This window comes from Sphingomonas turrisvirgatae (genome assembly GCF_001721295.1).
Classification (GTDB): Bacteria; Pseudomonadota; Alphaproteobacteria; order Sphingomonadales; family Sphingomonadaceae; genus Sphingomonas; species Sphingomonas turrisvirgatae.
Map to the genome: position 1 here is coordinate 23,905 of NZ_MDDS01000010.1, position 26,953 is coordinate 50,857.

Annotated in this window: 26 protein-coding genes; 17 read left to right on the forward strand and 9 right to left on the reverse strand. The window is 62.7% G+C overall.

What is annotated here, in order from left to right:
* Nucleotides 1–69 precede the first annotated feature (69 nt).
* Both BFL28_RS04365 and BFL28_RS20660 read left to right on the forward strand, forming a co-directional pair.
* Nucleotides 70–1,359 carry an Hsp70 family protein gene (locus BFL28_RS04365; protein WP_069319391.1) on the forward strand — a complete coding sequence of 430 codons (1,290 nt, stop codon included), beginning with the start codon at nt 70–72 and terminating at the stop codon, nt 1,357–1,359.
* Between the two features lie 54 nt (nt 1,360–1,413).
* The gene (locus BFL28_RS20660; RefSeq protein ID WP_131818593.1) at nt 1,414–1,596 is read left to right on the forward strand and encodes a hypothetical protein; all 183 of its coding nucleotides are present in this window, start codon (nt 1,414–1,416) and stop codon (nt 1,594–1,596) included.
* Here the strand turns inward: BFL28_RS20660 and BFL28_RS04370 are convergent.
* Entirely contained in the window at nt 1,593–2,021 is a 429-nt protein-coding gene (locus BFL28_RS04370) for a DUF1810 domain-containing protein (RefSeq protein WP_069319392.1), read from the reverse strand. The two genes, BFL28_RS20660 and BFL28_RS04370, sit on opposite strands and share 4 nt — an antisense overlap.
* Entirely contained in the window at nt 2,018–2,644 is a 627-nt protein-coding gene (locus BFL28_RS04375; RefSeq protein WP_069319393.1) for an SOS response-associated peptidase, read from the reverse strand. Before BFL28_RS04375 ends, BFL28_RS04370 begins: the two co-directional genes overlap by 4 nt.
* A gap of 50 nt (nt 2,645–2,694) precedes the next feature.
* Between BFL28_RS04375 and BFL28_RS04380 the strand changes: the two genes are divergently transcribed.
* From BFL28_RS04380 to BFL28_RS04390, 3 genes are all read left to right on the forward strand, one after another.
* A complete protein-coding gene (locus tag BFL28_RS04380) occupies nt 2,695–3,219 on the forward strand; it encodes an SOS response-associated peptidase family protein (RefSeq protein ID WP_069319432.1) in 525 nt (174 codons plus the stop codon).
* Between the two features lie 52 nt (nt 3,220–3,271).
* Nucleotides 3,272–3,457 carry a DUF3606 domain-containing protein gene (locus BFL28_RS04385; protein WP_069319394.1) on the forward strand — a complete coding sequence of 62 codons (186 nt, stop codon included), beginning with the start codon at nt 3,272–3,274 and terminating at the stop codon, nt 3,455–3,457.
* Nucleotides 3,458–3,575: 118 nt separating this feature from the next.
* Nucleotides 3,576–3,806: a hypothetical protein gene (locus BFL28_RS04390; protein ID WP_069319395.1), complete on the forward strand. Its 231-nt coding sequence runs from the start codon at nt 3,576–3,578 to the stop codon at nt 3,804–3,806.
* 393 nt (nt 3,807–4,199) lie between these two features.
* Here BFL28_RS04390 and BFL28_RS04395 read toward each other — a convergent pair whose 3' ends face one another.
* Nucleotides 4,200–4,400 carry a hypothetical protein gene (locus BFL28_RS04395; protein WP_069319396.1) on the reverse strand — a complete coding sequence of 67 codons (201 nt, stop codon included), beginning with the start codon at nt 4,398–4,400 and terminating at the stop codon, nt 4,200–4,202.
* 251 nt (nt 4,401–4,651) lie between these two features.
* Here BFL28_RS04395 and BFL28_RS04400 point away from each other — a divergent pair, with 251 nt between their 5' ends.
* Both BFL28_RS04400 and BFL28_RS04405 read left to right on the forward strand, forming a co-directional pair.
* Complete coding sequence (locus BFL28_RS04400; protein ID WP_206599068.1) at nt 4,652–5,926, forward strand: DUF2254 domain-containing protein; 1,275 nt, start codon at nt 4,652–4,654, stop codon at nt 5,924–5,926.
* Between the two features lie 103 nt (nt 5,927–6,029).
* Nucleotides 6,030–6,536, forward strand: a complete 507-nt coding sequence (locus BFL28_RS04405) for a DUF421 domain-containing protein (RefSeq protein ID WP_069319398.1) — start codon at nt 6,030–6,032, stop codon at nt 6,534–6,536.
* A 57-nt stretch (nt 6,537–6,593) separates the two neighbouring features.
* On the opposite strand, the gene BFL28_RS04410 is transcribed toward BFL28_RS04405, so the two are convergent.
* Entirely contained in the window at nt 6,594–7,688 is a 1,095-nt protein-coding gene (locus tag BFL28_RS04410) for a mechanosensitive ion channel family protein (protein ID WP_338152234.1), read from the reverse strand.
* A 61-nt stretch (nt 7,689–7,749) separates the two neighbouring features.
* On the opposite strand from BFL28_RS04410, the gene BFL28_RS04415 reads away from it, so the two are divergent.
* Both BFL28_RS04415 and nhaA read left to right on the forward strand, forming a co-directional pair.
* Nucleotides 7,750–9,051, forward strand: a complete 1,302-nt coding sequence (locus BFL28_RS04415; RefSeq protein WP_069319400.1) for a cation:proton antiporter — start codon at nt 7,750–7,752, stop codon at nt 9,049–9,051.
* A gap of 218 nt (nt 9,052–9,269) precedes the next feature.
* A complete protein-coding gene (gene nhaA / locus BFL28_RS04420; protein ID WP_069319401.1) occupies nt 9,270–10,472 on the forward strand; it encodes a Na+/H+ antiporter NhaA in 1,203 nt (400 codons plus the stop codon).
* Here the strand turns inward: nhaA and BFL28_RS04425 are convergent.
* Both BFL28_RS04425 and BFL28_RS04430 read right to left on the reverse strand, forming a co-directional pair.
* Complete coding sequence (locus BFL28_RS04425) at nt 10,463–11,500, reverse strand: potassium channel family protein (RefSeq protein ID WP_069319402.1); 1,038 nt, start codon at nt 11,498–11,500, stop codon at nt 10,463–10,465. The two genes, nhaA and BFL28_RS04425, sit on opposite strands and share 10 nt — an antisense overlap.
* Before the next feature lie 60 nt (nt 11,501–11,560).
* Nucleotides 11,561–12,478 carry a hypothetical protein gene (locus BFL28_RS04430; RefSeq protein WP_079246923.1) on the reverse strand — a complete coding sequence of 306 codons (918 nt, stop codon included), beginning with the start codon at nt 12,476–12,478 and terminating at the stop codon, nt 11,561–11,563.
* A 15-nt stretch (nt 12,479–12,493) separates the two neighbouring features.
* Here BFL28_RS04430 and BFL28_RS04435 point away from each other — a divergent pair, with 15 nt between their 5' ends.
* The 6 genes from BFL28_RS04435 (at nt 12,494) to BFL28_RS04460 (ending at nt 18,207) form a co-directional block, all read left to right on the forward strand.
* Entirely contained in the window at nt 12,494–13,792 is a 1,299-nt protein-coding gene (locus BFL28_RS04435) for an SLC13 family permease (protein WP_069319403.1), read from the forward strand.
* Nucleotides 13,793–13,861: 69 nt separating this feature from the next.
* Nucleotides 13,862–14,236 (forward strand): hypothetical protein, encoded by a 375-nt coding sequence (locus BFL28_RS04440; RefSeq protein ID WP_069319404.1) that lies wholly within the window; start codon nt 13,862–13,864, stop codon nt 14,234–14,236.
* 79 nt (nt 14,237–14,315) lie between these two features.
* Nucleotides 14,316–14,669 carry a YidH family protein gene (locus tag BFL28_RS04445; RefSeq protein WP_241527208.1) on the forward strand — a complete coding sequence of 118 codons (354 nt, stop codon included), beginning with the start codon at nt 14,316–14,318 and terminating at the stop codon, nt 14,667–14,669.
* Nucleotides 14,670–14,956: 287 nt separating this feature from the next.
* The gene (locus BFL28_RS04450; RefSeq protein ID WP_069319406.1) at nt 14,957–15,922 is read left to right on the forward strand and encodes a C-terminal binding protein; all 966 of its coding nucleotides are present in this window, start codon (nt 14,957–14,959) and stop codon (nt 15,920–15,922) included.
* A gap of 227 nt (nt 15,923–16,149) precedes the next feature.
* Nucleotides 16,150–17,331, forward strand: coding sequence for an MFS transporter (locus BFL28_RS04455; protein ID WP_241527209.1), 1,182 nt, complete (start codon nt 16,150–16,152; stop codon nt 17,329–17,331).
* A 33-nt stretch (nt 17,332–17,364) separates the two neighbouring features.
* Entirely contained in the window at nt 17,365–18,207 is an 843-nt protein-coding gene (locus BFL28_RS04460) for an SMP-30/gluconolactonase/LRE family protein (RefSeq protein WP_069319407.1), read from the forward strand.
* Between the two features lie 95 nt (nt 18,208–18,302).
* On the opposite strand, the gene BFL28_RS04465 is transcribed toward BFL28_RS04460, so the two are convergent.
* The 3 genes from BFL28_RS04465 to BFL28_RS04475 form a co-directional block, all read right to left on the reverse strand.
* A complete protein-coding gene (locus BFL28_RS04465) occupies nt 18,303–19,658 on the reverse strand; it encodes a cation:proton antiporter (RefSeq protein WP_069319408.1) in 1,356 nt (451 codons plus the stop codon).
* Nucleotides 19,659–19,925: 267 nt separating this feature from the next.
* Entirely contained in the window at nt 19,926–22,277 is a 2,352-nt protein-coding gene (locus tag BFL28_RS04470) for an alkaline phosphatase D family protein (RefSeq protein WP_069319409.1), read from the reverse strand.
* A 35-nt stretch (nt 22,278–22,312) separates the two neighbouring features.
* Nucleotides 22,313–24,235, reverse strand: a complete 1,923-nt coding sequence (locus BFL28_RS04475) for a CRTAC1 family protein (RefSeq protein ID WP_173655674.1) — start codon at nt 24,233–24,235, stop codon at nt 22,313–22,315.
* Nucleotides 24,236–24,350: 115 nt separating this feature from the next.
* On the opposite strand from BFL28_RS04475, the gene BFL28_RS04480 reads away from it, so the two are divergent.
* Entirely contained in the window at nt 24,351–25,505 is a 1,155-nt protein-coding gene (locus tag BFL28_RS04480; RefSeq protein WP_206599069.1) for a mandelate racemase/muconate lactonizing enzyme family protein, read from the forward strand.
* Entirely contained in the window at nt 25,505–26,950 is a 1,446-nt protein-coding gene (locus BFL28_RS04485) for an aldehyde dehydrogenase family protein (protein ID WP_069319411.1), read from the forward strand. The genes BFL28_RS04480 and BFL28_RS04485 overlap by 1 nt, the downstream gene beginning before the upstream one ends.
* The last annotated feature ends 3 nt before the right edge of the window (nt 26,951–26,953 follow it).

Genomic DNA, 26,953 nt, shown 5'->3' on the forward strand with positions numbered 1-26,953 from the left:
CTAGATTCGTCAACCCGCTGAATCGCGGCGGATGACCGACGCGCTGTCGCATTGTAGGGCGCCGCCACCATGACTACCCCGCTCGCCATTGGATTCGACTTCGGCACCACCAACTCCGTTGTTGCACGAGCGCAGGATGACCGCTGCGATCTGCTTAAGCTCGATGGACCCGCTGGCCCTGACCCAGTGTTCCGCTCGGCGCTATGCTTCTGGCAGGACGATGCTGAACAGGGCGGGCTTGGCGTTGCCGCTGGTCCGTGGGCGATCGAAGAGTATCTTGAGTTTCCACAAGGCAGCCGGTTCATTCAATCGTTCAAGTCGGTCGCCGCTGCTGTGAGATTTGAGCACGCTTTCGTGTTCGAGCGGCGCTATCGCTTTGAGCAGCTCGGGCAGCTGTTCCTCTCGCAGATGGCGACGCACGCGCGCGGCGCGCTAAACCTCAAGGACGCCCGGATCGTCGTTGGCCGCCCTGTCGAATATGCCGGTCACCGGCCGGACGAGGCGCTGGCGCGCCAACGCTATGACGCGATGTTCGAGGTGCTCGGCACAAAGATCCATTATGTCTATGAGCCGCTCGGCGCGGCTTACAGCTATGCCGCGCGGCTCGATGCACCGGCCACGGTACTGGTGGCCGACTTTGGCGGCGGCACCAGCGACTTCTCGATTGTTCGCATCGGCGTGCCGGGTACGACGCCGCGCTGCACGCCCTTGTCGCACGCTGGCGTGGGCATTGCCGGCGACCGGTTCGACCAACGCATCGTCGATCATCTCGTCCTGCCAATGCTGGGCAAGGGCGGGCGCTATCGCTCGTTCGACAAGCTGCTCGATATCCCCGGCGGCTGGTTCACCGATTTCTCGGACTGGTCGCGCCTTGCACTGATGCGCAACCGTCGGACGATAGCAGAGCTCGAAAAGCTGCGTCGCGCGGCGCTCGATCCGGATGCCATTGGCCGGATGATCGCGATCATTGAGGGCGAGCTCGGCTATCAGCTCTACGATTCGGTCGGCAGGCTCAAGCGCGCGCTGTCGAGTGACGCTGAGGCGCATTTTCATTTCGAAAGCGATGACCTGCTGATCGAGGCGGATGTCACGCGCGCCGAATTCGAAGGCTGGATCGAGGATGATATTGCCCGGATCGAGGCCGCCGTGGACCGCGCGCTGATCGGCGCAGGCGTCGAACCCGCCGCGATTGATCGCGTGTTCCTTACTGGCGGCACATCGCTGACCCCGCGCGTGCGACGTCTGTTCGCAACCCGCTTTGGCGAGAACCGCATCGCTGCAGGCGGCGAGCTGACCTCGATCGCGCACGGCCTCGCGCTCATCGGCCAGCAGGACGATATCTCCGCCTGGACCGCTTGAGCCTTGCATCCTTCCCGCCGTGCAGCCGTTCTGCATTCCTCAGAGGAACGAGCGATGGGCGAACCAGCTATATTCTTTTCGCGCGAGCGCGAGCACCGCTGCCAGGCAGCGCTCGCACGCGACCTTGCCGCTACCGCACCTGACCGCGCAGCTCGCCAGCAGCACCTCACCAATGCAGCGCGGCGCGCAGCGGCAGTGCCAGGTAGCCTCAACGAGACATTGCTGATCCGGCGCTAGCGCTTTTGGCCCAGCAGTCGCAGCGTCTCACCATCTTCAACGCCAGCGAACCAGCGGTCGATCGCAGCGCCAAACAACATCATCGGCTGCGCAGCCTGGAACAGCGTCAGCGACGAGCGCAGCTTCATCGCATCAATGTCGCCGAACACCTCGACAGGATTGCTGGTCCGCAGGTCCTGCAAAGCGCCGACGCATTCGAAATAGCGAGCACCCAGAACTGGGTGCTTGAGATAGGCTTGAGCTTCATCGAGCGAGCTCATCCCATAGAACTTCGCCATCTCGCTGTGGCCGAGACCCGCGAGCTGCGGGAAGATGAACCACATCCAGTGCGAACGTTTCGCGCCGCGCCGGATTTCGGCTAGCGCGCCGTCATAGCTTTGGGCCTGCGCCTCGACGAAGCGCTCGAGTGGAAACGCGATCGTCATAGCAGGGCCGGCTGGGTAGCGCCGGGCGGCGACCCATAGACTTGCTCGGGGATCAGCGTTCCAGCGGGGAGGATTTTGAGCACGTCAGCGGCGGGAACCTCGGGGTTCAGCCAGTCAGCCCATTGGTCGCGCGCTAGCGGGATGATCTGCCGGTGGTGATAGGGCCCAACATCCGGCCCGGCATCTGCGGTCAGCATTGTGAAGGCCTCGCCCACCTTCTCATGCGCGCGCCAGATCCCAGCAATCGCGAACCAGCGGTGATCCTTCATTGTGAACAGCCACTTGTTGAGCCGCTTTTGGCCTGGGTCGTCGGAATCGGTGAACTCATAAAACCCATCGGCAAGGATAAGGCAGCGATGCGAGTCGAAGCTCCGATCTTCCGACCGGAAATTGTAGACCGGCTTTCCCGTCGGGCCTGGCCAGCTCCACCGGCGGTTGACCAGCTCACCAGCCCGGCCTGCCCCATCGATACTTCGCACGATCGGCGCGACATCGGTGATCTTGATGTCCTCGCGGGCGGCGACGTTGGGCTTGCCTTCCGGCGTGTCGATCCGAATCTTGAGCTCGGCGAAGTCCTCCATGATCGAGGCCACATCGACCATCAGCCTATAGTCATTGCACATACGCGTGCTCCGGTTTGCATCGTGTCGATGTTCGCACTATGTTCTTTCCCATGCAAGCAAGTCCCTTTGCATCCGACGCCGCACTCGGCAGCCGCCGCCCGATCATCCGGCGCAACCCCGATAACGCGCAAGAGATCGAGATGGTTGATGCCGCCTGGGGTCTTGCGCCAATCGAGCGCGGAGAAAAGCCGTTCAAGTTCATCCGCTCGGAAGGCCGCAGCTTTCCGCTGATGCGCTGTCTCGTGCCAGCAAGCGAGTTCCATGTCCGCAACGATGGCCGACGCTTTCGCGTGACGCTCGACGATGGCAACTTCTTCTACCTCGCAGGCGTATGGCGACCGGCCGAAGCCGACTGGCCGCTGAGCTATGCTGTGGTCACGATCGAAGCCAATACCGACGTGATGGTCTATCAGGAGCGGCAAGGTGCCGTGCTGCTGCGCCGGCAGAACATGGCGTGGCTGGATTCGCTCGTGCCTGAGCATGAGCTGCTGCAGCCGCTGCCGCCGCGCAGCTTTCGTGTCGAGGAGATTGCGCCGCGCGTGCCAATCCGAGAACAGCTGACCCTCGCACTCTGATCTGGAACCGGTTGAGTCCTCGTCGATTCTTTCATTCGAAGGAGAGAGGAACATGGCGGACAACAAGGCAAAGCGCGGTGGCGCGGACCGTCGCACGGTTGCAGCGGGCGAAGGCTATGAGGTCAGCTATTTCGCGCGCAAGCACGGCATCAGCCGTAATCAGGCAGAAACGTTGATCCAGCGGGTCGGAAATGACCGCGAGAAGCTCAATGCGGCAGCACAGAAGTTAAAGGCGTAGCCGCGGACCTCGATCGTGGCGGGCCGCCGTGCAAGAAGACTCAGGTCACCGCAAAGGCCGAACGGCACCCTTTTCGTTAGCGACTTGCTCCCTAGCTGTGCGGCGAAGGGGAGCATGAATGGGCCAGCGGCATACCACGATCGCGCCGGATTTGATCGCATGCATCGAGCATGGGCGCTTGCCGCGCGTCGATGAGCTGCAGCGTGTCGCCGCTCACATCCGTTCCGATCTTGAGCGATCGGCCTGTGCGTTTTCATGGGGCGCGGCGATGCCCGATGAGTGGGAGCGCCTGCTGATCCTGCGCGTGGCGCAAGCCGCGCTCACCGGTAATGGTGATGAGCCGACATGACGACTTGAGCGCCGAACCCACGATTGGCTAGTGTCACTGCAACTCCGTGGGCAATGACAAAAGACAATAAACGCCGCTATACTGCAGCCATCGTTGATCAGCAGTAAAGCGCGACGCTCGGCCTAACGGCGCAGTGAGAAAGTCGACGGCTTTGTCCTATGCAACCTTCAACGTCAGTCTTTATCGGTTTTCGTGCCGACGAATTCGAAAAGCCGACCAAATCTGCTTGTCGATCCTAGGGTCAGGGCGCGGCGCAATCTGATTCAGGCTCCGCAAGGGGATCGGGTTTGCCGGGCTCACCGGCTTCCTTCAATCCAAAGCCTATTCGGGCTTGGCGGCATCTACGCCGGCTACTGCGTATACAACGTCGCCTGCTGGCGTGCGCCGCGCAAATCAACCCTTCGGTGTAATCCAGACCGACACCGGCACCACCACCTTGCCCGGCGCCGGCTTGCCCACATCGACGCGGTCCGCTTTGACCAACTCACCTGTCGCCAGGTTGAAGGACGCCCACGGTTTGGGCATCCGCCCAAATGACATTTTCTGGATCGGCTGACCGGTGGTCGAGTTCATAATCGTGGCGATGATCGGCATGGCCGCGCATTACTTCACCGCTTCAAAGCCTGTCCACCGTGCCGCCAAAAGATTGCTGTGGGCGATGATATCAGGGCTCCGCCCGCACCCATGCGATCGATGTGGCGACTGGCAGCGGGATGATTGCTAACGACGCCGCTTGACCAAGCCGTCTCGAAACGCTGATCTCGCAGCGATGATGTTGCAACGCGAAGGGGCATTCTGACGCGCATTCGAAATCATAGGCAGTTGCGGCGGCAGGACATCACTCCATGAACGAGAGATTCGTGGAGGGGAGCGGCATGACCTCGCGCTGGCGGTGGCTGATGCGGCTGCTGCTGCGCCGCATCTGGTTCCGCGCCGCCCTCTTTTCCCTGTCGTCCGTTGTCCTTGCGCTCCTGGCGGCATTCGTGGCGCCCTTCATTCCCTATGAGCTTAGCACCAAGATCGGCTCGGACGCGGTCGACAACATTCTTGGGATCCTGGCTTCGTCGATGCTGGCGGTTACGACCTTCTCGCTGACCGCGATGGTCTCTGCCTTCTCCGCCGCGAGTGGCACCATCACGCCCCGCGCGACTCAGTTGCTGGTCGAGGATTCGACAGCCCAAAACGCGCTGTCGACATTCATCGGCGCGTTTTTGTTCGCGATCGTCGGAATTTGCGCGCTGTCGACTGGCATCTACGGAACCTCGGGTCGAGTCATCCTCTACGCCGGCACCATCCTCGTCATTGCGATCATCGTGATCACGTTGCTGCGCTGGATCGGGCATTTGTCCAGCTTTGGCCGGGTCGGCAACACGATCGATCGCGTCGAAAAGGTCACACACGCCGCAATCGAGCGTTCAGGCTACAGGGTTGCCGTCGCGCCCGCTGGGATACCTCCCAGGCGGGGCAGACGCCCGGTATTCACCGACAAGATCGGTTACAGCACGCATATCGATCTCATTGCGCTCGACAAGGTCGCTGCGCGCCTCGGCTGTACGATCGACCTTTCGATCGCGCCCGGCGCTTTTGTGACCCCGAACCGCGAGATCGCTTGGCTCGATGGCGGCAATGCGGCGAACGACGTCGAGATCCGCGACGCGTTCACCTTCAATCACCACCGCCAGTTCGATCACGACCCCCGGCTTGGGCTGGTCGTGCTGTCCGAGATCGCGTCACGAGCCTTGTCGCCTGCGGTCAACGATCCTGGCACGAGCATCGCCGTGCTAGGATCGGGTGTGCGAGTGATGGCCGCGCTGCTCGATCAGGCTCGGACCGGCGCAAAGGATGGCAAGCGCGTTCGGCTGCCCGAGATCGCGATCGAAGATCTGCTCGACGACCTGTTCCGGCCGATCGCGCGCGACGGCGCCGGCATCGTCGAAGTCGCGATCAAGCTCCAGCGCTCGCTCGCCGAAATCGCCGGGATGGTGCCATCGGCGTATGGGCCGTTGGCGATGCGCGCCGCGGACGCCCTCGCGCGCTGCCAGGCCTCGATGACGTTCGAAGCCGATCTTGAATGTGTGCGCACCGTATATCGTGCGCACTGGACAGACCCCAAGCCCTGAGCTGGCGAACTCGGGCCCATGCCGCCGATTACCGAGTGAACAAAATGCGTGGCCGATTGCCGCGCCATGAGGACCGAAAGCGCGGCCGCCGCGTTCGCAATTCATGTTCTTCGACAGCCTGCCCGGTTTGCTACGTGTCGCGGTCATCTCCCTGCTCGCCTATGCCGCCATGGTTCTCGTCCTGCGGATCGCGGGCAAACGCGCGCTCGCCAAGCTGAATGCCTTTGACCTGGTGGTAACCGTGGCGCTCGGCTCGACGCTGGCCACAGTGCTTCTCAGCAAGGATGTCGCGCTTGCGGAAGGCATGCTCGCCTTCGCCGCGCTGGCGTTGCTGCAATGGCTGCTATCGCGCCTTTCGATCGCAAGCGCGCGGTTCCGTAAACTTGTCCGCGCGGAGCCCCGGCTGTTGCTCGAAGATGGCGTTTACTGCCGCAGCGCCATGGCGAAGGAGCGCGTGACGGCGGATGAAGTCGATGCGGCGATCCGAAGCGCCGGATTTGGATGCATCGAGGCCGTCGCGGCCGTCGTTCTCGAGACGGACGGCAGCATGAGCGTTGTCGCACGCGCGCAGAACGAGGAACTCACTGCACTGCGCTCAGTCCAGAGATAGCGGCGCGCATGTTACATGCATCCTCAGGAAAGCGGCGCCTGAATGCAGACAGTGCGGTTAGGGCGCATCGTTCGAGTCGTCGCGCCGGGCGGAACTCTCAAGCTCGACTTGCGGCTTCATCGCTCGCGTCAACGCCAGCGGCTCCTTGAAGGTGAGCGTGCGATACGGGAATGGGATCTCTATTCCAGCTTCGTCGAGCGCGCGCTTGATCGAGCGCACGACCGCATCGCGTGATCGGTGCGCTTCGTACGGCGTGGACCCCGCCCACCAGCGAACAAGAAAGTTGATGGAACTGTCGCCAAATTCCTTGGCCAGGACATCGATGCGACGCTCCGCATCCACTCCTTCCGATGACCGGACGGCAGCCTCGATGACCGACGCTGCTTCGTCCAGGTCGGTGTCATTGGCGACGCCGATTTCGACTTCGTGGCGACGCGTGGCCTCGTCCGTCAGGATCTTGACCGGGTTCTTGAATAGATAGGCGTTCGGCACCAGCACCAACTCGTTACTGAGGTGTCGAAGATGGGTATCCCGCAACGTGATGTGCTCGACCTTGCCCTCGACAGCCTCGCATTCGATCACATCGCCAATGCGCATCTTGCGCCTCAGCATGATCAGTACACCGGCCAGGAAATTCTCGAAAATGTCCTTGAAGGCAAAGCCCACAGCCACCGAACCTAGCCCGACCACCGCGAGCAGGCTCGCCGGGGTCACCCCGGGCAGCACAATCGAACTTGCGATCATGAGTCCGACGACCCAGATCACAACACTCACCAGCGTCTCGGCGAGATTGATCAGCGTTGCACGAACATGCGTCCGTCCTAACAAACGGTCCGCAATCCGCCTTGCGAACTTTGCGGCGATCCAGGTGACCAGCAAGATCAGCAAGCCGATCGCAAGCTGAGGCATGATTCGGATGAATTCCGCGAGCATCTCTCGGAGCCGTTGACCAAGAATATTGACTAAGTCCATCAGAGCTCCAAGTCCGCGCAATCCGTTCCGCCGGTCCATATAACGAGCGGTATCCGGTTCGGGGACCAGGAACCTTCGCCACAGCGTCGATCGTGCCACTGACGGCGTTGCGGAGAAGCGGATCGCTGCGTCCGTCGTTCTCGGCATCGCTATCGCTGCACGGTATTCGCCTGCGACCATTCATCTTGTGATTATGCTCGGACAGCTTGAACCATCAAAGCAGGTTCCGAGTTGAACAGCGATGCCAGAATTCGCGTCACCTGAACCCTACATCATCTGGCTGACGCTTGCGGGCGTGCTTATCGCGCTGGTGGCTTGGCTGCCGCTTGCGCTGAAGCGTTTGCCGCTCTCGCTGCCGATCCTGTGCATCGCGGCTGGCATTGGCATCTTCTTGCTGCCAGCGGTCTCGCTGCGTCCGCTGCCGCTCAGTTATCCGCAGATCACCGAGCGATCCACCGAGCTCGTCGTCATCATCGCGCTGATGGGTGCCGGACTGAAGCTCGATCGCTTGTTCAGCTGGCGACGGTGGAGTGTAACCTGGCGACTCCTGGCAATCACGATGCCGCTTTCGATTATCGCCATCACTGCGATCGGCGGTTGGGGTCTTGGCCTTAGCTGGACCGCCGCGCTGCTGCTCGGCGCGTGTCTCGCGCCGACTGATCCGGTGCTCGCCGCCGATGTCCAAGTCGGCCCGCCCAAGAGCGGGGAGGAAGATGAAGTCCGCTTCGGGTTGACCTCCGAGGCGGGTCTAAATGACGGCTTCGCATTCCCGTTCGTCAACCTTGCCATCGCGCTAGCGCTGTCCGCCGGCACCGGCGCGCCGTGGGCGCGCGACTGGCTCGTCCACAATGTGTTGTGGGAGATCGGCATCGGGATCGCCGGCGGCTGGCTGGTTGGGTGGTTGTTCGGATGGCTCACCTTCCGCGTGCCGGCGGAGACGAAACTGGCCAAGACCGGCGATGGGCTGATCGCCATCGCGGCCACCTTCATATCATACGGCCTGACCGAGATGCTCGATTGTTACGGCTTCCTGGCCGTGTTCGTGACTGCACTCACGTTACGCCGATCGCATCATAATCACGATTTTCATCATGAAATGCACGATATCACCGAACAGGTCGAGCGCATCGCCATGATGGTGTTGCTGATCCTGTTCGGCGGGGCGCTCGTCAACGGGTTGCTGGACGCGTTGCGCTGGTCAGATGTCGTTGCAGCTGTCGCCATCATTCTCGTCGTTCGCCCCGCGGCCGGCTTGGTCGGCCTGATCGGCCTGCGTGCCGCCGGGTCCGAGAAGCTGACGCTTGCCTTTTTCGGCATCAGGGGGGTGGGGTCGTTCTACTATCTTGCCTATGCCCTCAATCATGCGCAGTTCGAACAAGCCGAGCGTCTCTGGGCAATTGTCGGCCTCGTGGCGCTGTTTTCCATCCTGCTTCATGGCCTTACGGTCACGCCAGTCATGCGTTCACTCGATCGGCAGCAAGGGCGCGATCCCGATCGGGAAGAGCTTCCGCCGCCTGGCCTGCAAGGCCCTGCCACCAATTAAGGACCGAATGCATTGCTTCCATACGCATGCACCACGGCCCCGACAGCTGGCTGCAGAGCGCATGCCCCCCTCACCCGGGTAGCAACGGCGTTTAGTCGGTTGTATGTTACCGGGGCGGGTGCAATAGGGCTCGCGGGTGCCGATCCGACAGGGCGGCAGGTGTCAGCGCTGGTCGGGCCGCCAGTGCAGAACCGCTTCCAAGGTCGGCCGTGAGCGACATGCCCCTTGGCGCGCCAAGCGCACTGCGCAGCTTTCTAAAAAGCCAGGCTTCGGGTGGCCTGGTGCTGATGGCAGCTGCCGCACTGGCCCTGCTGGTGGCAAATTCGCCTTTGGCTCCTGCCTATTTCGATGCGCTGCAGACATATTTAGGTCCGCTGAGCCTCTCGCATTGGATCAATGACGGTCTGATGGCGGTGTTCTTCCTTCTCGTGGGCCTGGAGATCAAGCGCGAGGTGCTCGATGGGCAATTGTCGAGCTGGAACCGCCGCATCCTGCCGGGCGTCGCTGCGCTGGGCGGGATGATCGTGCCAGCGCTGATCTTCCTGGCGTTTAACGGCCACGACCCGAGCACCGCACGTGGATGGGCAATTCCCTCGGCGACCGATATCGCGTTCGCCCTGGGTGTCTTGTCGCTGCTCGGCAATCGCATCCCCACATCGCTGAAAGTGTTCCTGACGGCGCTCGCGATCATTGACGACCTGGGCGCGGTGATCATTATAGCCCTGTTTTATACCAGCAATCTGTCGATCCTCTATCTTGCGCTTGCCGGCGTGATCCTGGCCGCGCTGATTGGCATGAACCGGTGCGGCGTCGTGCGTCTTGCGCCTTATCTGCTCTCTGGCGGCCTGCTGTGGTTCCTGGTCCTGCAATCCGGAGTTCACGCGACCATTGCTGGAGTCGTGCTTGCCCTTACGATTCCTCTGCGTCGCGCACCCGGCCGCCCCGACGACATGAAGCACTCGCCGCTGCATAAATTGGAACACAGTCTTCACGGCTGGGTGACGTTCCTGATCGTGCCGATATTTGGATTTGCCAATGCCGGCGTTTCCTTCGCCGGCCTGACGCCGGCAGTTCTCACCGACCATCTGACGCTGGGTGTCGCCTTGGGGCTGCTCGTCGGCAAGCTCGTCGGCGTGTTCGGCAGCGCTTACCTGGTGATCCGAGCAGACTGGGCCGACATGCCGGCCGACGCGAGTACGGTTCAACTGCTTGGTGTGTCACTTCTGTGCGGCATCGGTTTCACGATGAGCCTGTTCATCGGCCTGCTGGCATTCGCGAATAATGCGTTGCTTCAAGAGGAGGTGAAGATCGGTATCCTCCTGGGCTCGGCGCTGGCGGGACTTCTTGGGTGGAGCATCTTGCGCGTTGCGCGTCGCGAAACGTCGTCGACTTCAAAGGTTCAAGAGGCCGATCACGCCTGATAGCGTGCCACGCGCGGGATCACCTCGATGATCGTATCGCCCTCAATCAGTCGAGCAGCCTCAGGCTCCCAGAATCCGAAGCATTTGCCATTCCGATAGATTCGATGCCCAAGACCGGTTTCGATGTCGGCGAGGCGAGTTCCGATTTCGGCCTCGGTAACCGTCCGTTCGTGCAAGGCGACGCGCCCGCCCGATGCGGCAAGATCGGCCATATATTCCGCAAGATGCGCCCCATGGGTGGAGCCGGCGAGCAGCAATCCGGCGAAGCTCGCCGGATTAATCACGGTGTCAGCTCCTGCCTGATGAGCGATCGCTTCATTGTCTTCGGAACGGATCACGACACTGATCGGGACCGATGGCGACAATCGTCTCGCGGTCAGTACGATCAGGATCGACGTGTCGTCGCGACCGGCGGAGACGATCAAGGCCGACGCGCAATCGATCTTCACGGCCTCGAGCGCCGCGTTTCGCGTCGCGTTCCCCTCCATTACAGTCGCGCCGCAGCCTTCCGCCGCTCGCAGCGCGGACGCACTTTCATCGATCACCACGATGGTATTGGGGTCGGCACCGCGCCGGATCAGCTCATTTACAGCTTCCGAGCCGCTCGTGCCATATCCTGCCACGACAACATGGCCTTCAAGATGCCGCTGGATCACTTTCATGCGCCACCTTTCCCATACGCGTCTGAGAAGAAAATCATATGCCGTGCCAAGAAAGATCAACCACACGAACAGTCGGATCGGCGTGACGACGAACGTGTCGAACAAGCGCGCCTGCTGCGTCACCGGCACGATGTCCCCATAGCCGACCGTCGTGACGGTAATCATCGTAAAATAGAGCACGTCGGCAAAGCTGATCGGCTCGCCTGAGCTTTGCCGCAGCCCGTCGCGGTCGAACCAGTGGACCGCGAGAGCCACGCCGATCATGCCGAATGCAAGCGAAATGCGCCAGACCAGCGACAGCCAGACCGGCGTGCGGCGCTTGCGACGCAGATGATATGACCGGTGGTCCGCGTCGTCAGAGCGCATCGCTACCGCTTGCCGAAGCATCGTGTGGGGTCATGCCGAGGGCGGATTGTCGCTAGGCATTCAGCCGGGGCGCCATTCGCTCAGCATCGTGCCGTCTGCTTCCTCGAATGCCACGCGGTCAAGCTTGGTCGCGACGACACACACCGGACGCTGGTCAGGGCCGGGCGCGCCGCACCGTATCGCTCGGCCGTTTGGATAGGACGCGATCCTGCCTGCCAGGATCAGGCGATATCCCTGCGGGGGCGGCTTTAGCGGCGCTTCGCCTTCCGGCCGGATAGTAAACATATAGGCACGGCCATTGCGCCGTCCGATGCGGGAGCCGCCAGCCTCGAAGATCGCAGCCAGGCCGAGCGTCTGAGGCGCTGCGCCGATGTTAGCAGTCTGAAGTGGGTCGCCTTGCACCGTCGGACAGCGCTCCGACTCCATCCATGGGCGCGGAATCCAGAACCCTTCGACGGCTTCCCAATCAGGTGCATCGGCGCTTCCAGCGATCAGCGCAGACCCCGCCCAATCGCCCGGAGTCATGTTCAGCACGATTGTCTTGCCTTCATCGCCCCAAGACCAGCCCGCCACGCCCGACACATGCTCGCCTGCTAGCGGCGTAGGACCGGAGCAACCAAATGCGATCTTGATGGAAAAGGTCCGACCTACCAGAGGGTCGGTTGCCGCCGGTTTCTCGGCTGCCGTATATTGCGAGGTGGCTTGCCGCGCCGCATCGATAAAATCGGCGCGCGACAGCCGTGGCGGCGGCGCAGGCGAGAGAGGCGCGGGCGGTCGGACTGGCGCCTCCAGTTGGACATTGGCCGGTGTGGGCTCAGGCGCGGACGCATCACAGCCTGCGAGCACCAAGGCGAGCGCCGATGAAACGATCGCTATCCGTGCCGGACGGTCCTGTGGCGAGTGCGGCTCCAGGGAGAACATGCGGTTACGATAGCAGGTCCGCACGAAATTGGGAGGCTTGACGAACGCATCTGGCATGGCTCTGCAGGGCGGATGGAGTTCAATCAGATCGCGGCGCTGGTCGTCCTGGTGGTTGTGGTCGGCGTGCTGATCCATGGCAAGCTGCGCTCCGATGTTGCCGCGCTCTCGGCCGCGGCAGCACTTCTTCTTCTCGGGGTAATACGTCCCGTAGAGGTGCAAGGCGCGTTCGCCAGTCCCGCGATCATCGCACTCGCCTGTCTGTTCGTCATTGCCTATGCGATCGAGCTTTCAGGGCTGCTCGGGCTGCTTATCCGCCAGGCGACAAAACTGTGCGCGCGACTTGGGGCCGCAGGATTGTGGCTGGTCATGCTGGCGTGCGGGGGCGCGTCGGCGTTTCTCAACAACACGCCGATCGTCGTCCTCGCGGCGCCAGTCGTCAAGGACGTCGCAACGTCGATCGGTCTTTCCCCGAAGCGTTTTCTGATCCCGCTCAGCTACGTCACGATTCTTGGCGGCGCCTGTACGCTGATCGGCACGTCCACCAACCTGCTGGTCAACGACATGGCTCGAAACGCGGGACAGCCCGTGTTCGGCATCTTCGAGATCACGCCGGTCGCATTGGTGATCGCCGCTGTCGGAGGTCTTTACCTGTTTCTGGTCGGTGGACCGCAACTCGCGAAGAGCGAAGGAAGCACCGGTCCTGTCGCAGATACGCACGAGCAGACTGGCGACGGCACGATGGGCGATATCGAGCTGTTCGCGGTCGACCGGCCATTCGAGCCGAAACGCGCCTTCATTGCCTTGCTCGTGTTTGTCGCCGTGATCGGGGGCGCTGCCACCGGCTATGCGCCGATCGCGGCGGCCGCTTTCGCTGGCGCGATCACGCTCATCCTGTTGCGCGTGATCAGCCCTGAAGAAGCCTATGCCGGCTTGCGTCCCGAAGTCCTGCTGCTCATCGCCGGTATGGTCGTCGTCGGACTGTCGATCGAGGTGACCGGGCTCGCCGCGTCAGGCACTGAATTGCTCATCGACTTCATACGACCGTTCGGCCCCTGGGTCGCCTTGGCCATTCTGTACGGCGTCACGCTGTTCGCCACCGAATTCCTGTCGAATGCGGCAGTCGCTGTGCTGATCACGCCCGTGGCGGTCGCGTTGGCCGAAAGTCTGGGCGTTGAACCACGCCCATTTCTGGTCGCGGTGATGATGGCAGCCAGCGCGGCGTTCGCTACACCCTTCGGATACCAGACGAATGTTCTCGTCTTTCAACTTGGCAAGTACAAGTATATGGACTTCGTGCGGGTCGGCGTTCCGCTGAACGTGCTGACTTGGATCGCTGGGGTTGTCGCGATCCCTTACTTTTTCCCGTTCTGAACTCAATCAGACTCCAGCCGGAACCTTCGTACCACGAGCGAGTCCTCCTTTCGTACATCGGAGAAAATCATGAATGTGCAGAGCATATTGCAAACGGCGACTGTCTTACTGTTGCTGACGGCGCTTGGCGGCGTCGCGATGGCGGTACAACGTCTCACGCGCAACCAGAACCCGCCGAACTGGTTGGCGATGGCCCACGGCCTGCTCGCTGCCGCGGCGTTCGGCCTGCTACTGTACGCTTCTTTTCAGGATGACGTTCCAGGTAGCGCCGCGACTGGCATTGTCATCTTGTTGGTTGCTGCGGGAGGCGGCATCGTCATGAACCTGCACTATCATCTTGCCGGCAAGCTGATTCCGCAGTGGCTGTTGCACCTTCACATTCTGCTCGGCGTGGTCGGGACCACGCTTGTGGCATGGGGAGCTTGGGGTGCACCCACATTGTAGCCGTATTGAGCACGACTGACCGCTTCCGCCCCGCTCCCCAACTGATGACCACATGATATCCATGCCCGACCGAGCAGAAATGGCGAAGGATCGCACCGACCTTGCCGAGGATCGGACCGTTCTGGCGCACGAGCGCAGCTTCGCGGGCTGGGTCCGGACGGGAATGGCAGCGGTGGGCATCGGCGTCGGGTTCCACGCGCTATTTGAGTCGCTCAACCCGACATGGGTACCGAAGGCAATCGCAACGGCGTTCCTGCTCATAGCGATTTTCATATTTTTGTCGGCCGAGCGCAGAGCGTGTCGCATCCTGGATAATCTGGATCCGCATAACGTGGCTGTGATCAAGCCGATCAGAATTCGGCTACTGAGCTGGGCGCTGGCCGCTGCTACAGCCGCGCTTGGCGCCGCGCTCTGGTTGTTGGTTCGCGTATGAAGTTCACGGCCTACTGTGAATGCCAGCAAGCAATAGATCAGAAGGTTGTCCCTGCCTGCCCCAGGTCCGGGACAACAAGTCCGGCTGCATCCGCGTGCTGCGCGGTCATGGGTCTACGGCCTATCTAAATACCCCGTTTGCCAGATGTTACCGGTGCCCAGCGGCCGATCGTGCCTGCCCGCCCGGGAGCGATGTGCTGTCCGGATCTCTCTGCTATTAAATTACTGTCAACTGTCGACAAACCGATTTAGTCTGTTGTCCGACACTCGATGCTCTGGACAACGCTAATGGCGACCGTACTGCTGACCGACATTGCCTGGCCTGATTGCCAACTGGAAGAGGAGTTGCTTGCCGCTACCGGGCACAAGCTGATCTGGCGAGACACGAACGCGCGATCAGAAGGTCATGTCTTGGCCCTTTGCCGGGAGCATCAACCCGACGCCATTATGACCTGTTGGGCCCCGGTAAGCGAGGCCAGCATTGATTCGGTGCCGAACCTGCGATTGATCCAACGGCTCGGCATCGGCCTCGACAATATCGATGTCGAGGCAGCCACGCGCCACGGCTGCTGGGTTGCAAATGTGCCGGGATATTGCGCGGAGGAGGTCTCGGACCATGCGGTGGCGATGTTGATGTCCCTCGCCCGAGATCTTCCTCGGATCAATGCGAGCGTGCGATCCGGCATTTGGGACCCTGCACTGGTCAAAGCCCGGCGGGTTTGTTCTCTCACCATCGGTCTTTTGGGCTATGGCAGCATTGCGCAAGCCATTGCGCGCAAGCTGAACGGGCTTGGTTGCTCAATTCTTGCGCACAACCGTTCCGGCGTGGTCGCAGGTCCTGCCCGCTATGCTCCTCTCGACGAGATGCTCGCGACTTCAGATGCCGTGATTGTGCTTGCCCCGCTTAATGCAGGCACCCGACATCTTCTAGACGAGGCCGCATTCGCACAGATGCGCACGGGCTCGTTCCTGATCAACGTCAGCCGTGGCGCCATCGTCAGTAACGATGCGTTGATTCGCGCGCTAGCTGATGGGCGCATTGCTGGCGCAGGCCTCGACGTCATCGATGGCGAGCCGGATATTCCGCCTCTCCTGCTTGCTGATCCTCGGGTGATCGTCACGCCGCACGTTGCCTTCTCCTCCGCGGAATCGCTGATCGATATGAAGCTGGCGGTCTGCGAGGAAGTCGCTCGCGTGCTCGGCGGGGAGCCGCCGCGTCAAGCTTGCAACCGATTGCAAGAAACGGCGTACTGACCCGGGCTTCGCCCGGCAGACGCCGGGGCAGGCCGTTAACGAAGAACGGCGATGCGCTTCTCGCACGGGTGACTCGACAATCCCAACTCAGGCGGTATTGTTGACAGTCTGCAATTCAGAGCGGGGGAAAGATGTCGCTATCTGCTAGTCAAGAGGGGCAGCCCCCAGCTCCTACCACATCGGGGCAAGGCACGCCCTATCGCTGGCGCATCTGCGCGCTGATCTTCGTGGCGACGACCATCAACTATGCCGATCGTCAGCTATTGGGCATTCTGAAACCCATCCTCGATACCGAAATCGGCTGGTCAGAACGCGAATATGGCTATGTCGTGCTCGCGTTTCAGGCGGCCTATGCCATCGGCTTGACTGGCTCGGGGTGGCTGCTCGACCGCATCGGCGCGCGGCGCGGTTATGCGCTCGCGACTGGCATCTGGAGCCTCGCGATCGCCGCGCACGCGGTTAGCAGCAGCTTTATCGGCTTCGTTGCAGCGCGTTTCGCGCTGGGAGTCAGCGAGGCAGGCAACTACCCCGCCGCGATCAAGTCCGTGGCCGAACATTTCCCCCAGCATCAGCGCGCCACCGCAACTGGCCTGTTCAACGCGGGATCCAATGTCGGCGCAATGCTGGCGCCGCTGCTTGTGCCGCTTGTGCTGGCGGCGCTCGACTGGCGCTGGGCGTTCCTGTTTGCGGCGATCCCCGGGCTGATCTGGGTTGTTGCATGGCTACTGCTGACCCCACGCGAGCATCGCCCGGAGCGGGCCGCGATGCGCCGTGCGACTCCACTGCGGCACCTGGTCCGCACTCGCGGACTCTGGGCCTACGCCATCGCCAAATTTCTGACCGATCCGGTCTGGTGGTTCTTCCTGTTCTGGCTGCCGGATTTTCTGAACAAGAGCCACGGTCTTCAAGTCAGCCAGCTCGGGCTGCCGCTCCTCACTGTCTACCTGCTTGCCGACGTCGGAAGCGTCGCGGGCGGCTGGTCCTCATCCGCGCTGATCCAGCGCGGCGTCTCGGTCAACAAGTCTCGCAAATTTGTGATGCTGACCTGCGCCATCCTGATCCTGCCAGTGGCGTGGGCCCCCTCGCTTCAGGGGCTGTGGCCCACCGTATTCCTGGTCAGTCTCGCTGTAGCCGGACACCAGGCCTGGTCAGCCAACCTGCTCACGCTCGTCTCCGACCAGTTTCCGGCGGAGGAAGCGGCTTCAGTGGCGGGATTTGGCGGTACGATCGGCGCGGTCGGCGGGATGGCAATGGCCTGGATGGTCGGGCATTGGCTCGACGCCGAGAGCGGCTATTCGGCGATATTCCTTGCCGCGGCCGGAGCCTATCTCGTCGCGTTCGCGGTCATCCATCTGCTGGTTCCAGTCATTGGCGGACAGGAGCACCGCAGCGCATCCCCGCTCGCGTGAGGACGCGCAACGACATCAATCCAGGGCCAAGCCATGCAAGTCTATGATGACACTCCCTGCCAGCTCGGAGAATCGCCCCTGTGGCATCCCGAGCGAGACGAGCTCCTGTGGGTTGATATCCTCGATCAGCGCCTGTTTGCCTCCAACGGCAATGACCAGCGTAGCTGGCGCTTCGAACGCCCGGTTTCGGCGATCGCATGGGTCGATCGCGAGCGCCTTATCGCCGCCGACTCGAATGAACTCTTCGTGTTCGACCTTGCACGAGCTTCGCGAAAGTCGATCTGCGGCCTTGAGGCCGACAAGGTCTCGACGCGAAGCAATGATGGGCGCGCGGACCCGTGGGGCGGGTTCTGGATCGGCACGATGGGCCTGCAAGCGGAAGTCGGTGCGGGAGCGATGTATCGCTGGTATGGCGGCGAACTTCGCCAGATCGCCCGCGGCCTGACCGTACCGAACGCCACTTGCTTCGATGAAGACCGGCACCGCGCCTATTTCGCCGACACCGTCACACATCGCCTGATGACCGTGCCCGTGGACGAGGATGGCTGGCCGACCGCGCAGCCTGAGGTTTTCCTCGACACTTCCAATGAAGGCTTGCTCATGGATGGCGCGATCACCGACCGGGCGGGCAACATTCACATCGCTTGCTGGGACGCGAGCAAACTGATCACCGTTTCGCCCGAAGCGGAAATCGCCGCCGAGTTGTTCGTGCCCGTGCAGCGACCTACTTGCCCCGCCTTTGGCGGCCCAGATGCAGCGCGACTTTATTTGACCAGCGCTGCCGTCGATCTCGATGGTGAACTGGACGGCCTCACCCTTTCCGCCACCGCGAACCTGCCTGGTAAATTCGAGCCGCGCGTTGTGCTCGCAAGCTAGCGACAGACACGATCAAGGCATATCGCCCAGCGCTGCGCAGCTGTCTTGGGCAGCAGGTTTGCGCGCGCCAGTGCATGTCCAGGTGCGTTCACGAACTATGGTCGGGCGATGAGCTGATCAAGTTGCCCCGTTTCGCGCGCTCTGCGGCCATAAACCCACTCGAAGACGGGCGTCGCCATGACGGTGGTGATGATCGCCATCAGCACCAGCATCGAGAACAGCGTCGGTCCGATAATGCCCTGTTGCAGGCCGATGTTGATGATGATCAGCTCCATCAAGCCACGCGAGTTCATCAATGCGCCAATCCCGAGCGCGGTGCGATTGTCCTCGCCCGACAGGCGCGCGGCAGCGTAGCATGCCCCGAACTTGGCCAGAATGGACACGGCAAGGATGCCCAATGCGATCAACAGCAATGGGATCGAATTCACCATGTTAAGTTGGGTATTAAGCCCCGAATAAGTGAAAAACATCGGAAGCAGCAGGACCACGGCCAGCGGCTCGACCTTCTTCTTCAACTCCTCGACCAACAGACCGCGCGGCATGCACACGCCGATCAGGAAGCCTCCGAAGATCGCATGGATTCCGATTGCGTCCATCAGAAAGGCCGAAAGGCAGAACAGCAGCATGGTGATGGCGAGGATGTCCGTGGTCATCTCGCCGCGCGCTTGTACCGCACGCTCGAGCGGAATGAGCAGGCGGCGACCAAATTTCAGCATGAAAGTTGTGTAAAGCGCAGCCCCCAGGATCGCGATGACGGCAACGCCCGGGCCGGCGCCGAACGCGGCGAGCACGAGCGCGAGCACGCACCACGATGCTGCGTCATCGAAGGCACCCGCGGTAAGCGTCAGCGTGCCAAGGGAGGAATTCGCCAGCCCGCGCTCGTTGATGATTCGGGCGAGCATGGGAAAGGCTGTGAGTGCGATGCATGCACCGAGAAACAGCGTCGCATTCGCTTGCGAAATGCCGGCTGCGAAGAGGCCTGGGATGTTGAGCAGCACCGGTGTTATCAGCGCCGCCAAAAGAAAGGGCGCGACAATGCCGGCTGCGGACACGAACCCGGCGCTTTTCGCCTTGCTCCTGAAATGGTCGAGCCGCAGCGTCAGGCCCACCATGAACATGTAGAGCCCGACACCCAGCTGTGCGCCGACGTAAAGGACAGTACGCGATTCTACTGGGAAGATGGCGTTGTGCAGCTCGGGCAGGAAGAGTCCGAGCAGTGACGGCCCGAGCACGACACCTGCGACCATCTCGCCTACCACTTGGGGCTGTCGCAAGAATGTCTGCCCAAGCCTGCCGACGACGCGGCACGTGAATATGATGACGGCGAGCTGCAGGAAAAATCGGATGCTGAAATCAGTCGGCGTGTAACTTCTCGCGGTCACCATGGCCGGCCCGTGGGGATTCAGCACGTCGGTGAGGACCGCCCATGCATCGCTCAACCAGTCCAGCATCGCTTTCCCCCCACAATATTGCAGCCCGTCGCGTGCCCGATTGCACCTTGAATCGTCCCGCTACCCGCGCTGAAGAGCCTCACGGCAGACAGAAAGCGCAACGCGACGCTGCTTCCGGCCGGCACCCTGACGGTGCCACAAGGCACGAACGGCATGACCTGTCGCCGGCTGGCGCAGGGCATGAGCGTACAAGCCTTGCGCACCAGCGTTGCGGGACGGGAATGGGCAGCGCGACGATTTGGCAGCGCTCGGGTCAACCCGCCCACGCTAACGCAAGCGATTGCGACCGCCATTCTCCTCCTGATGGATCACGACCGGCCAGCCCGGGAACTGGCCGTCGCGGGCGGCCGGATCGGCAAAGAATCGATAGGCGCTCAGCGTATAGGTGCGCGCCTGCGTGTCGAATTCGATCATGCCAAATCCGCTGCCCTTTTGCTGTGCCTGCGCATAGCGGTTCGCCGCCGTGCCGATGTCGGGATTGGCGACGGCGTAGACATAGACGCGATTGCCGAAGCTGTCCTGATACTCACCGGTCTCGGCAAGGCCATGGGCTGGGCGGTTGCGGACCGGCAGGCCCACCGCATCCGGTCGCCACCAGCGCGGCCACCCGGCCGCGATCGCTGGCGTGCAGAAGGCCCAGCTGCTGTCGCGCTGCGCCTCCACCCCATATTGCGTGAGGGTGCCAAGATGCGTGTCGCCGCAGATATGAAGCGCCTTTGCCGTGCCGATGAGTCGCACTGCCCGGTCGCGCGCTGTACGCGGCCAGCCATTGCTGTCGATGTCATATTTGAGGTAGCGGTCCGGCTCTGGCTGGTGCGTCGAGACCCCCGCGAACACGGACTGGCTAATCACGGCCTTCAGCTTATGGCCACGCCAGTCGCTGGCCCAACGTGCCAGGAATGCTTCCTGCCTGGCGCCCAGAAGCTGGAGGTCATCGCGATCCATTGCGGGATTGATCGATCGGGGATTCTCGCCCTGCCCGGTTTCGCCGACGACGAGCTTCAGACGTTCGGGTCCAGACTTCCATTGCCGGTCGGCGATGATGGCGAAGCCGACGCCGCCATAGACGAGTTCGGTATGATAGACGCTGATGCCTTGTGCGACCGGCGCGGGATCGACTGGATCCGGCAGGTGGGAGACGGTGGTGCGATGGACCGCATTCACCACCCGGGGAGGCTCGATATAGCCCCCCGATCCATCGGATCGCTTGGAAGCAAGCGCCGCTTCGGAGAATGCCGCGCCGCCCTCGCCCCACAAATTGCCCTGGAGCACGTCATGGTCGTCGGGCAGGCAAACGGTCGGCGCATGCCGCATCACGTCGCGGAATGCCCAGCCGAACTGGTAGTATTTGCGCAAATAGTTGAGGATCGCCCGATCGGCAGGGGCCCGGATGACGCCGAAGCCGCCATGATTCTCGTAGATCTGATCGCCGGAGAACAGGACAAGATCGGGCTGGAGTCGAAGGACATTGTTGGCCACCGGCTCATAAGGAAAGGCATAGTCGTTCTGGCAGGTCAGCGCCGCCATGCGCAGCGGGCGCGCGGCGGGCGCCGCGCGGATCGTGCCGGCATATTGATCGGTCTCGACCGCGCCACCGCGCAAGCTCTCGCGATATAGCAGGCGATAGCGCAGATCGCGCCCGGCTTCCCAGTTCGCGATACGGAATGTAGCCACCCAAGCGTCGGGATCGAGCCGAGCCGTTCCCAGCGAGCTCCATTTTCCGCCTCGTTGCACCTGCAGCTCGATATCCTTGCTGTCCTGCGGTCCCATCGGTCCCGTCAGCGCACTCAGCTTGAGGACATAGCCCTCGCCCCCACGCGTGTCGCTCAACGTGTACATCGCCCACAAGATAGGCCCGAACCGCTGCTTGGACGCATGAGCAAAGGCATCCCCTGTCAGCCGCCAGTCACTGAACCGGAACCTGGAACTTGCCTGTGCCTTGTCATCGATCGCGGGGGTGGAGAAGTTGCTCACGACGGCGACGTTGCCGAGCACGCGCGCCGATGCCACTTGAGCGGCGAGCTCGACTGGCGCCATCTTGCCGTCCATTGCCTGGACGGTCAAAGTGAGCGCCACGCCGCCGTCGCGCGGCTCACCGCGCAGCAAGAGCTCAAACTCGCCGCTGCCCATCGTCCTGGGCAGCTTCGCCGACCGATCACCCAGGACGATCCGGTCTTCAAGGATGCCGGCATCCAGCCCCTTTTGAACGAAGCAGTTGCTGCGATATTCGTCGATCTCGCTCCTGATGCCGATCCGGAGCGACGCGCCGCCATTGGCATCGGGCGAGCCCAGGTTGCGCACGCGAATTGCCAGGCTGAAACGGCGTTCGGCGTCGACCAGCTGATGCACGAGCGAATGCACGCTGCGATTGCCCCCGGGCGAGGCACACTCGATCGCGCCATCGGCGATCCGCCAATCCTCCATCGGATTGGCCCAGTAATCGCCCCCGATCCACACGCGATCGTGTCGCGAGGACCAGTTCGACTTGGCCGTGCCCGCCAGCCGCTGGCCTTTGGCCAATGCGCCGATTGTTGCTGCGCCAGGCGTGGCGAGCGCGCTAGCGACTGCGCTGGCAGCCGCGGCTTTCAGGCTGCTTCTGCGGGATACGTTGTCAGGCATGATTTTCTCCAAGGTCGTCCAGCAGTGCGCGACGTTCAGTCGCGCGACCGCGCGGCGGCAGGCAGGCGTCCGACAGGCATGATCCGATTTGCCGCCACGTTGGTACGCCGCTCGCGCGTACCGTCTCGCCAGATCACCTCGACGCTGGCAGCGCGCGCAGACGAGCCCAGACCGAAATGCACCCATTCATTCATGCTTTGGCTATGGACTTCACCCGATGAACCTACATGGCGCAGTTGTTCGCCATGCGGCCCGGCAATGCGCACGATCGCGCCGGCGCCATCTGTTCCTTTGGAAGACGCGCCGACGCGGACGACCAGCCAGTTCCCGGTCGATGCCGTCACGTTTCGGTAAAGATGCCAGCCGCCCAGATCGTCGTCGCCGTTCAACAGGTCGAGCTTGCCGTCCCCATTGAAGTCATGCGCCGCGCCCATGTCGCCATGGCTGTTGCCACCGATGCCCGCAGTGGCACTGGGCATGTCCATGCCGGCAAATCCGCCCTTGCCCTGGTTGAGCAGGATCGAGTCCGCGACGCGGCGGCGCAATCCGCCGAAGTGGTGAAGGAAGAAGTCGGAGCGACCGTCATTGTCGAAATCGCCTGCGACAACGCCCCAATTGTTGCGCGCCGCTGCATCGGGCAAGCGAGCGGAGGCGTCCGTGAAGCGGTCGCCATCATTGCGCAGCAAGAGATCTGCAACGCCCATGTCTTGAGGTTTCCAGTCGGGCTTGATCGACGAGACGCCGGTGACTGACGCTCGAATGTCCCAGGCATGATCGCCTGAGAGGTGCCAGTCGAGACGCCACCGGTCATTGCCGAGATGCGCGAGATACCAGCCATCGCGGTTGCGCTCCGTCGCCCGGCCGCGCGCCTGTTCCGCTGCGATGGTCAACGGCTCGACGGGGGTTTCAACCTGCACGCCCTTCGCGCCCAGGAACAGGGGCAGAACCAGCCCCTGTGTGCGCCGCCAATGCCAGAAATCACGCAATACCACCGGACCGGCAGCGGTGAATTCGATGCCGTCGCTGCCTTTGTTTCCCGAATCGCGAAGATCGAGGCGGCCGCTTGCCGGATCGAAGTCGACAGCATTGTCGGCGATCTCGTAATAGACCTTGCCGCGTGCGAGATAGAGGTCAAAATCGCCGTCATTGTCATAGTCCGCTTCAGCGGCGGCTGTGACATAGGAGATTTGCGCCATCGCCTCGCCAAGCCGCGCGCGGGTCACGTCGCGGAAGCGGAAATTTCCGGCATTCTCCAGGAGCGTGAGCGGAGTGAACAGCACCAGGTCGGGACGGTGATCGCCGTTGAAGTCCGTCACGAGTGCGCGTTCGGCCTCGATCGGTTCGAACTGGCCGTTGGCACGATAGCGAAAGCGACCGCCCAGATTTTCGAACAGCAGGTTGCGCGGACCGGTTTCGCCGGGCAGCTGGCGCGCATTGATCGCGACGATATCGAGATCGCCGTCCGCATCGAGATCGACCCAGCGCACCGATCGCCCCCGTGCGCCATATCCAGTCAGCCCGGCTTGCGCGGTGACGTCGGCATAGCGCCTGCCCTCGAGGCGCAGCAAAATTGGGGGCCTTGGTTGCTTGCCATTGCCCCCGCCAACGGCAACCAGCAGATCGAGGTCGCCATCGCCATCATAGTCGCCGGGCGCCATGCCGTGAATGTCGCGATAGATATCCGGGAGCTCACCCGCGACGAAGCGTCCGTCCGCAGTGCCCCAGAACAATTGAAGGGGATCTTCGTCATGATTTCCGAGCAACAGATCCACATGTCCGTCGCGATCGAGGTCGGCGATGACCGGCCCGCCATATTTCCATCCCGGCGTGGAGCGAAGTCCAGATGCCGCGGTTACCTCTTCAAACCGGATTTGACTTCGCTCGGCTTGCTCGGCTCGCTCGCTCGCCTGCGGCGACGGCGCGGCGGCGACACTCGCCATGATCAGCCAACCCAACATCGTGTCTCTCCCGTTCATGCGCTTTTGCTGGAAAGTGCCTGAGCGCTGTAGATTGTCAACATTTGATATTGGCGGCACCCTTGACACTTTCGTCGACAATTGACAATTGGGGAGGATGGCAGGGGTGACGAGCGCGGGCGCCGCGATGGGCGGTGATCAGGTGGTGGCAGCTGGCGAGGCGGCGCGCATCGTGGCGGTGGAGGCGGGGCTGTACCGTGTGCCGCTGGCCGAGGCGCTGGTCGATGCCGGGCACGGCCTGCACACGCATTTCGAGCTTGTGACCTGTCGCATCGTCTGTGCCGACGGGGTCGAGGGTGTCGGCTACACCTATACCGGCGGCACCGGGGGCGGCGCGATCCGCGCGCTGCTGCGCGAGGATATCGCCCCGCTGCTCAAGGGCGCCGATGCGCATGATGTCGAGGCGCTGGCCGCGCGCATGCGCGCCACGCTACACTATCTCGGTGTTGGCGGCATCTGCGGCTTCGCCATCGCCGCCGCCGACATCGCGTTGTGGGACATTCGCTGCAAGCGGCTCGGCAAGCCGCTCTGGCAGGTCGCCGGCGGCACCGATCCTGCCGTCCGCTGCTATCGCGGCCTCATCGACCTTGGCTATTCCGACGACCAGCTGCTCGAGCGCGTCGCCGCCGAGTTCGCCGCCGGCCATACCGGCATCAAGCTCAAGGTCGGCCGCCCCGACATCGCCACCGACATCCGTCGCGTGCGCGCCGTGCGCGAACTGATCGGCACCGATCGCGCGCTCATGGCCGACGCCAACTATAGCTGGGACGCCCCCGCCGCCATCGCCTTTGCCCGCGGCGTCGAAGACATGAACCTGGCCTGGTTCGAGGAACCCGTCGCCCATGACGACCTCGACGCCTATGCCAGCGTCGCCGCCGCCACCGCCATCCCGCTGGCCTCCGGCGAAAACCTGCGCACCCCGGCCGAGTTCGGCCAGGCCATCGCTCATCACGCCATCGCCGTCCTCCAGCCCGACGCCTCCAATATCGGCGGCATCACCCCTTGGCTCGACGTCGCCCGCCGCGCCGCAGCCGCCGGCAAACCCGTCGCATCGCACGGCATGCACGAACTCCACGTCTCCCTCATGGCCGCCATCCCCAATGCCGCCACCCTCGAAATCCACTCCTTCCCCATCGACGCCTACACCACCAACCCCACCACCGTCACAAACGGCAAAACCGCCGCTCCCAACACCACAGGATCAGGCGTCAGCTTCAATACCCAACGCCTCAAACCACATCAGGTGATCTAATGACCGCGATTGACCGTTTTCGCTGCTTCATCGACGGACGCTGGACTGAAGGCTCGTCCGGCGAATGGATGGAGGTGCTCGACCCCGCCAGCAACCGGCCCTGGGCAGAAGTGCCTGCCTGTTCGACCGCCGATTGCGAGGAGGCGCTCGATGCGGCAACACGCGCACAACCTGCTTGGCAGGCGCTTACGCCCATGCAGCGCGCCGAATATCTCGAGGCGCTGAACGCCAAGCTTGAGGAAAACCGAGAGCATTTCGCGCGGCTGCTCGTCCGCGAGCAGGGCAAGACGCTGCGCGAGGCGCATGGCGAGGTCACCGATACGATCGGCTATATGCGCTATGCCGCGCAGTCGGCGCGCTGGCTGCGTGGGGACATCTGGCCGGCCGATGCGCCCGGCGAGCGGCTTATGACGTTCAAGGTGCCCTATGGCGTCTGCGTCGCGATCTGCGCCTATAACTACCCGCTCGCGCTGATCGGCCGCAAGCTTGGGCCTGCGCTGGTGACGGGCAATACCGTGGTGTTGAAACCGCATGAGGCGACGCCAGTCACCGCAGCCGAGTTTTGTCGCCTTGTCGAAGAGGTCGGCATCCCGGCAGGCGTCGTCAACATGGTTACTGGCGACGGCGCCAGCGTGGGCGCTCCCCTCGTGGCGAGTTCCAAGACGCGGGTCATCACGCTTACGGGCAGCATCGCCGCGGGCCAGCGCGTCGCGCGTCTTGCGGCCGACAATCTCGCGGGGTTGTGCCTCGAGCTGGGAGGCAAGGCGCCCTTCATCGTGCTGGCCGACGCCGATATCGACAAGGCGGCGGAGGCGGCGGCGATCGCACGTTTCGCCAATAGCGGGCAGGTCTGCATCTGCAACGAGACGGTGATGGTGGAAGCATCCGTTGCCGACCAGTTTACCGCCAAGCTGTTGGAAAAGGTGAACACGATCCGCACCGGCAATCCAATGGACAATCCCGACATGGGTCCGCTCGCCACCCGCGCCGCGCGTGATCGCGTGCAGCATCTGGTCGAAAGCGCGGTCGCAGCGGGCGCAGAGCTGCTCGCCGGTGGCAAACAGGGTGCGCCCGAAGGACTTGAGGACGGCAACTGGTTCCAGCCGACCGTGCTCGCCTGTGGCGACGCGTCGCTTCCGCTGATCCGCGAGGAGATCTTCGGGCCGGTCTTGCCGATCATGCGCATCGACGACGCTGAACAGGCAATCGCGCTCGCCAATGCCCGCAATGACGGCCTGTCCGCTTATGTCTGGACCCGCGACAGCAGCAGGATCAACCTTTTCATCGACCGCCTCGAGACCGGCACCGTGTTCGTCAACAAGGGCATTTCGGGATCGTTCCATGGCTACCACAATGGTCACAAGCGCAGCGGCATCGGCGGCGAGGACGGACCTTATGGCCTTGAGAACTATCTGCAGAAGCGTACCGTCTATCTCGGATATTGAGCG

Excerpts from the sequence above, each read along its gene's own strand:
- BFL28_RS04460 (WP_069319407.1), top strand. The coding sequence starts at position 17,365 with ATGCAAGTCTATGATGACACTCCCTGCCAGCTCGGAGAATCGCCCCTG.
- BFL28_RS04435 (WP_069319403.1), top strand. The coding sequence starts at position 12,494 with ATGGAGTTCAATCAGATCGCGGCGCTGGTCGTCCTGGTGGTTGTGGTC.
- BFL28_RS04395 (WP_069319396.1), bottom strand. The coding sequence starts at position 4,400 with ATGCCGATCATCGCCACGATTATGAACTCGACCACCGGTCAGCCGATC.
- BFL28_RS04445 (WP_241527208.1), top strand. The coding sequence starts at position 14,316 with ATGGCGAAGGATCGCACCGACCTTGCCGAGGATCGGACCGTTCTGGCG.
- BFL28_RS04375 (WP_069319393.1), bottom strand. The coding sequence starts at position 2,644 with ATGTGCAATGACTATAGGCTGATGGTCGATGTGGCCTCGATCATGGAG.
- BFL28_RS04385 (WP_069319394.1), top strand. The coding sequence starts at position 3,272 with ATGGCGGACAACAAGGCAAAGCGCGGTGGCGCGGACCGTCGCACGGTT.
- BFL28_RS04365 (WP_069319391.1), top strand. The coding sequence starts at position 70 with ATGACTACCCCGCTCGCCATTGGATTCGACTTCGGCACCACCAACTCC.
- BFL28_RS04410 (WP_338152234.1), bottom strand. The coding sequence starts at position 7,688 with ATGGTCGCAGGCGAATACCGTGCAGCGATAGCGATGCCGAGAACGACG.
- BFL28_RS04415 (WP_069319400.1), top strand. The coding sequence starts at position 7,750 with ATGCCAGAATTCGCGTCACCTGAACCCTACATCATCTGGCTGACGCTT.
- BFL28_RS04380 (WP_069319432.1), top strand. The coding sequence starts at position 2,695 with ATGCAAGCAAGTCCCTTTGCATCCGACGCCGCACTCGGCAGCCGCCGC.
- BFL28_RS04480 (WP_206599069.1), top strand. The coding sequence starts at position 24,351 with ATGGCAGGGGTGACGAGCGCGGGCGCCGCGATGGGCGGTGATCAGGTG.
- BFL28_RS04390 (WP_069319395.1), top strand. The coding sequence starts at position 3,576 with ATGGGCCAGCGGCATACCACGATCGCGCCGGATTTGATCGCATGCATC.
- BFL28_RS04485 (WP_069319411.1), top strand. The coding sequence starts at position 25,505 with ATGACCGCGATTGACCGTTTTCGCTGCTTCATCGACGGACGCTGGACT.
- BFL28_RS04475 (WP_173655674.1), bottom strand. The coding sequence starts at position 24,235 with ATGTTGGGTTGGCTGATCATGGCGAGTGTCGCCGCCGCGCCGTCGCCG.
- BFL28_RS04400 (WP_206599068.1), top strand. The coding sequence starts at position 4,652 with ATGAACGAGAGATTCGTGGAGGGGAGCGGCATGACCTCGCGCTGGCGG.
- nhaA (WP_069319401.1), top strand. The coding sequence starts at position 9,270 with ATGCCCCTTGGCGCGCCAAGCGCACTGCGCAGCTTTCTAAAAAGCCAG.
- BFL28_RS04470 (WP_069319409.1), bottom strand. The coding sequence starts at position 22,277 with ATGCCTGACAACGTATCCCGCAGAAGCAGCCTGAAAGCCGCGGCTGCC.
- BFL28_RS04465 (WP_069319408.1), bottom strand. The coding sequence starts at position 19,658 with ATGCTGGACTGGTTGAGCGATGCATGGGCGGTCCTCACCGACGTGCTG.
- BFL28_RS04370 (WP_069319392.1), bottom strand. The coding sequence starts at position 2,021 with ATGACGATCGCGTTTCCACTCGAGCGCTTCGTCGAGGCGCAGGCCCAA.
- BFL28_RS04425 (WP_069319402.1), bottom strand. The coding sequence starts at position 11,500 with ATGCGCTCTGACGACGCGGACCACCGGTCATATCATCTGCGTCGCAAG.
- BFL28_RS04430 (WP_079246923.1), bottom strand. The coding sequence starts at position 12,478 with ATGCCAGATGCGTTCGTCAAGCCTCCCAATTTCGTGCGGACCTGCTAT.
- BFL28_RS04450 (WP_069319406.1), top strand. The coding sequence starts at position 14,957 with ATGGCGACCGTACTGCTGACCGACATTGCCTGGCCTGATTGCCAACTG.
- BFL28_RS20660 (WP_131818593.1), top strand. The coding sequence starts at position 1,414 with ATGGGCGAACCAGCTATATTCTTTTCGCGCGAGCGCGAGCACCGCTGC.
- BFL28_RS04440 (WP_069319404.1), top strand. The coding sequence starts at position 13,862 with ATGAATGTGCAGAGCATATTGCAAACGGCGACTGTCTTACTGTTGCTG.
- BFL28_RS04405 (WP_069319398.1), top strand. The coding sequence starts at position 6,030 with ATGTTCTTCGACAGCCTGCCCGGTTTGCTACGTGTCGCGGTCATCTCC.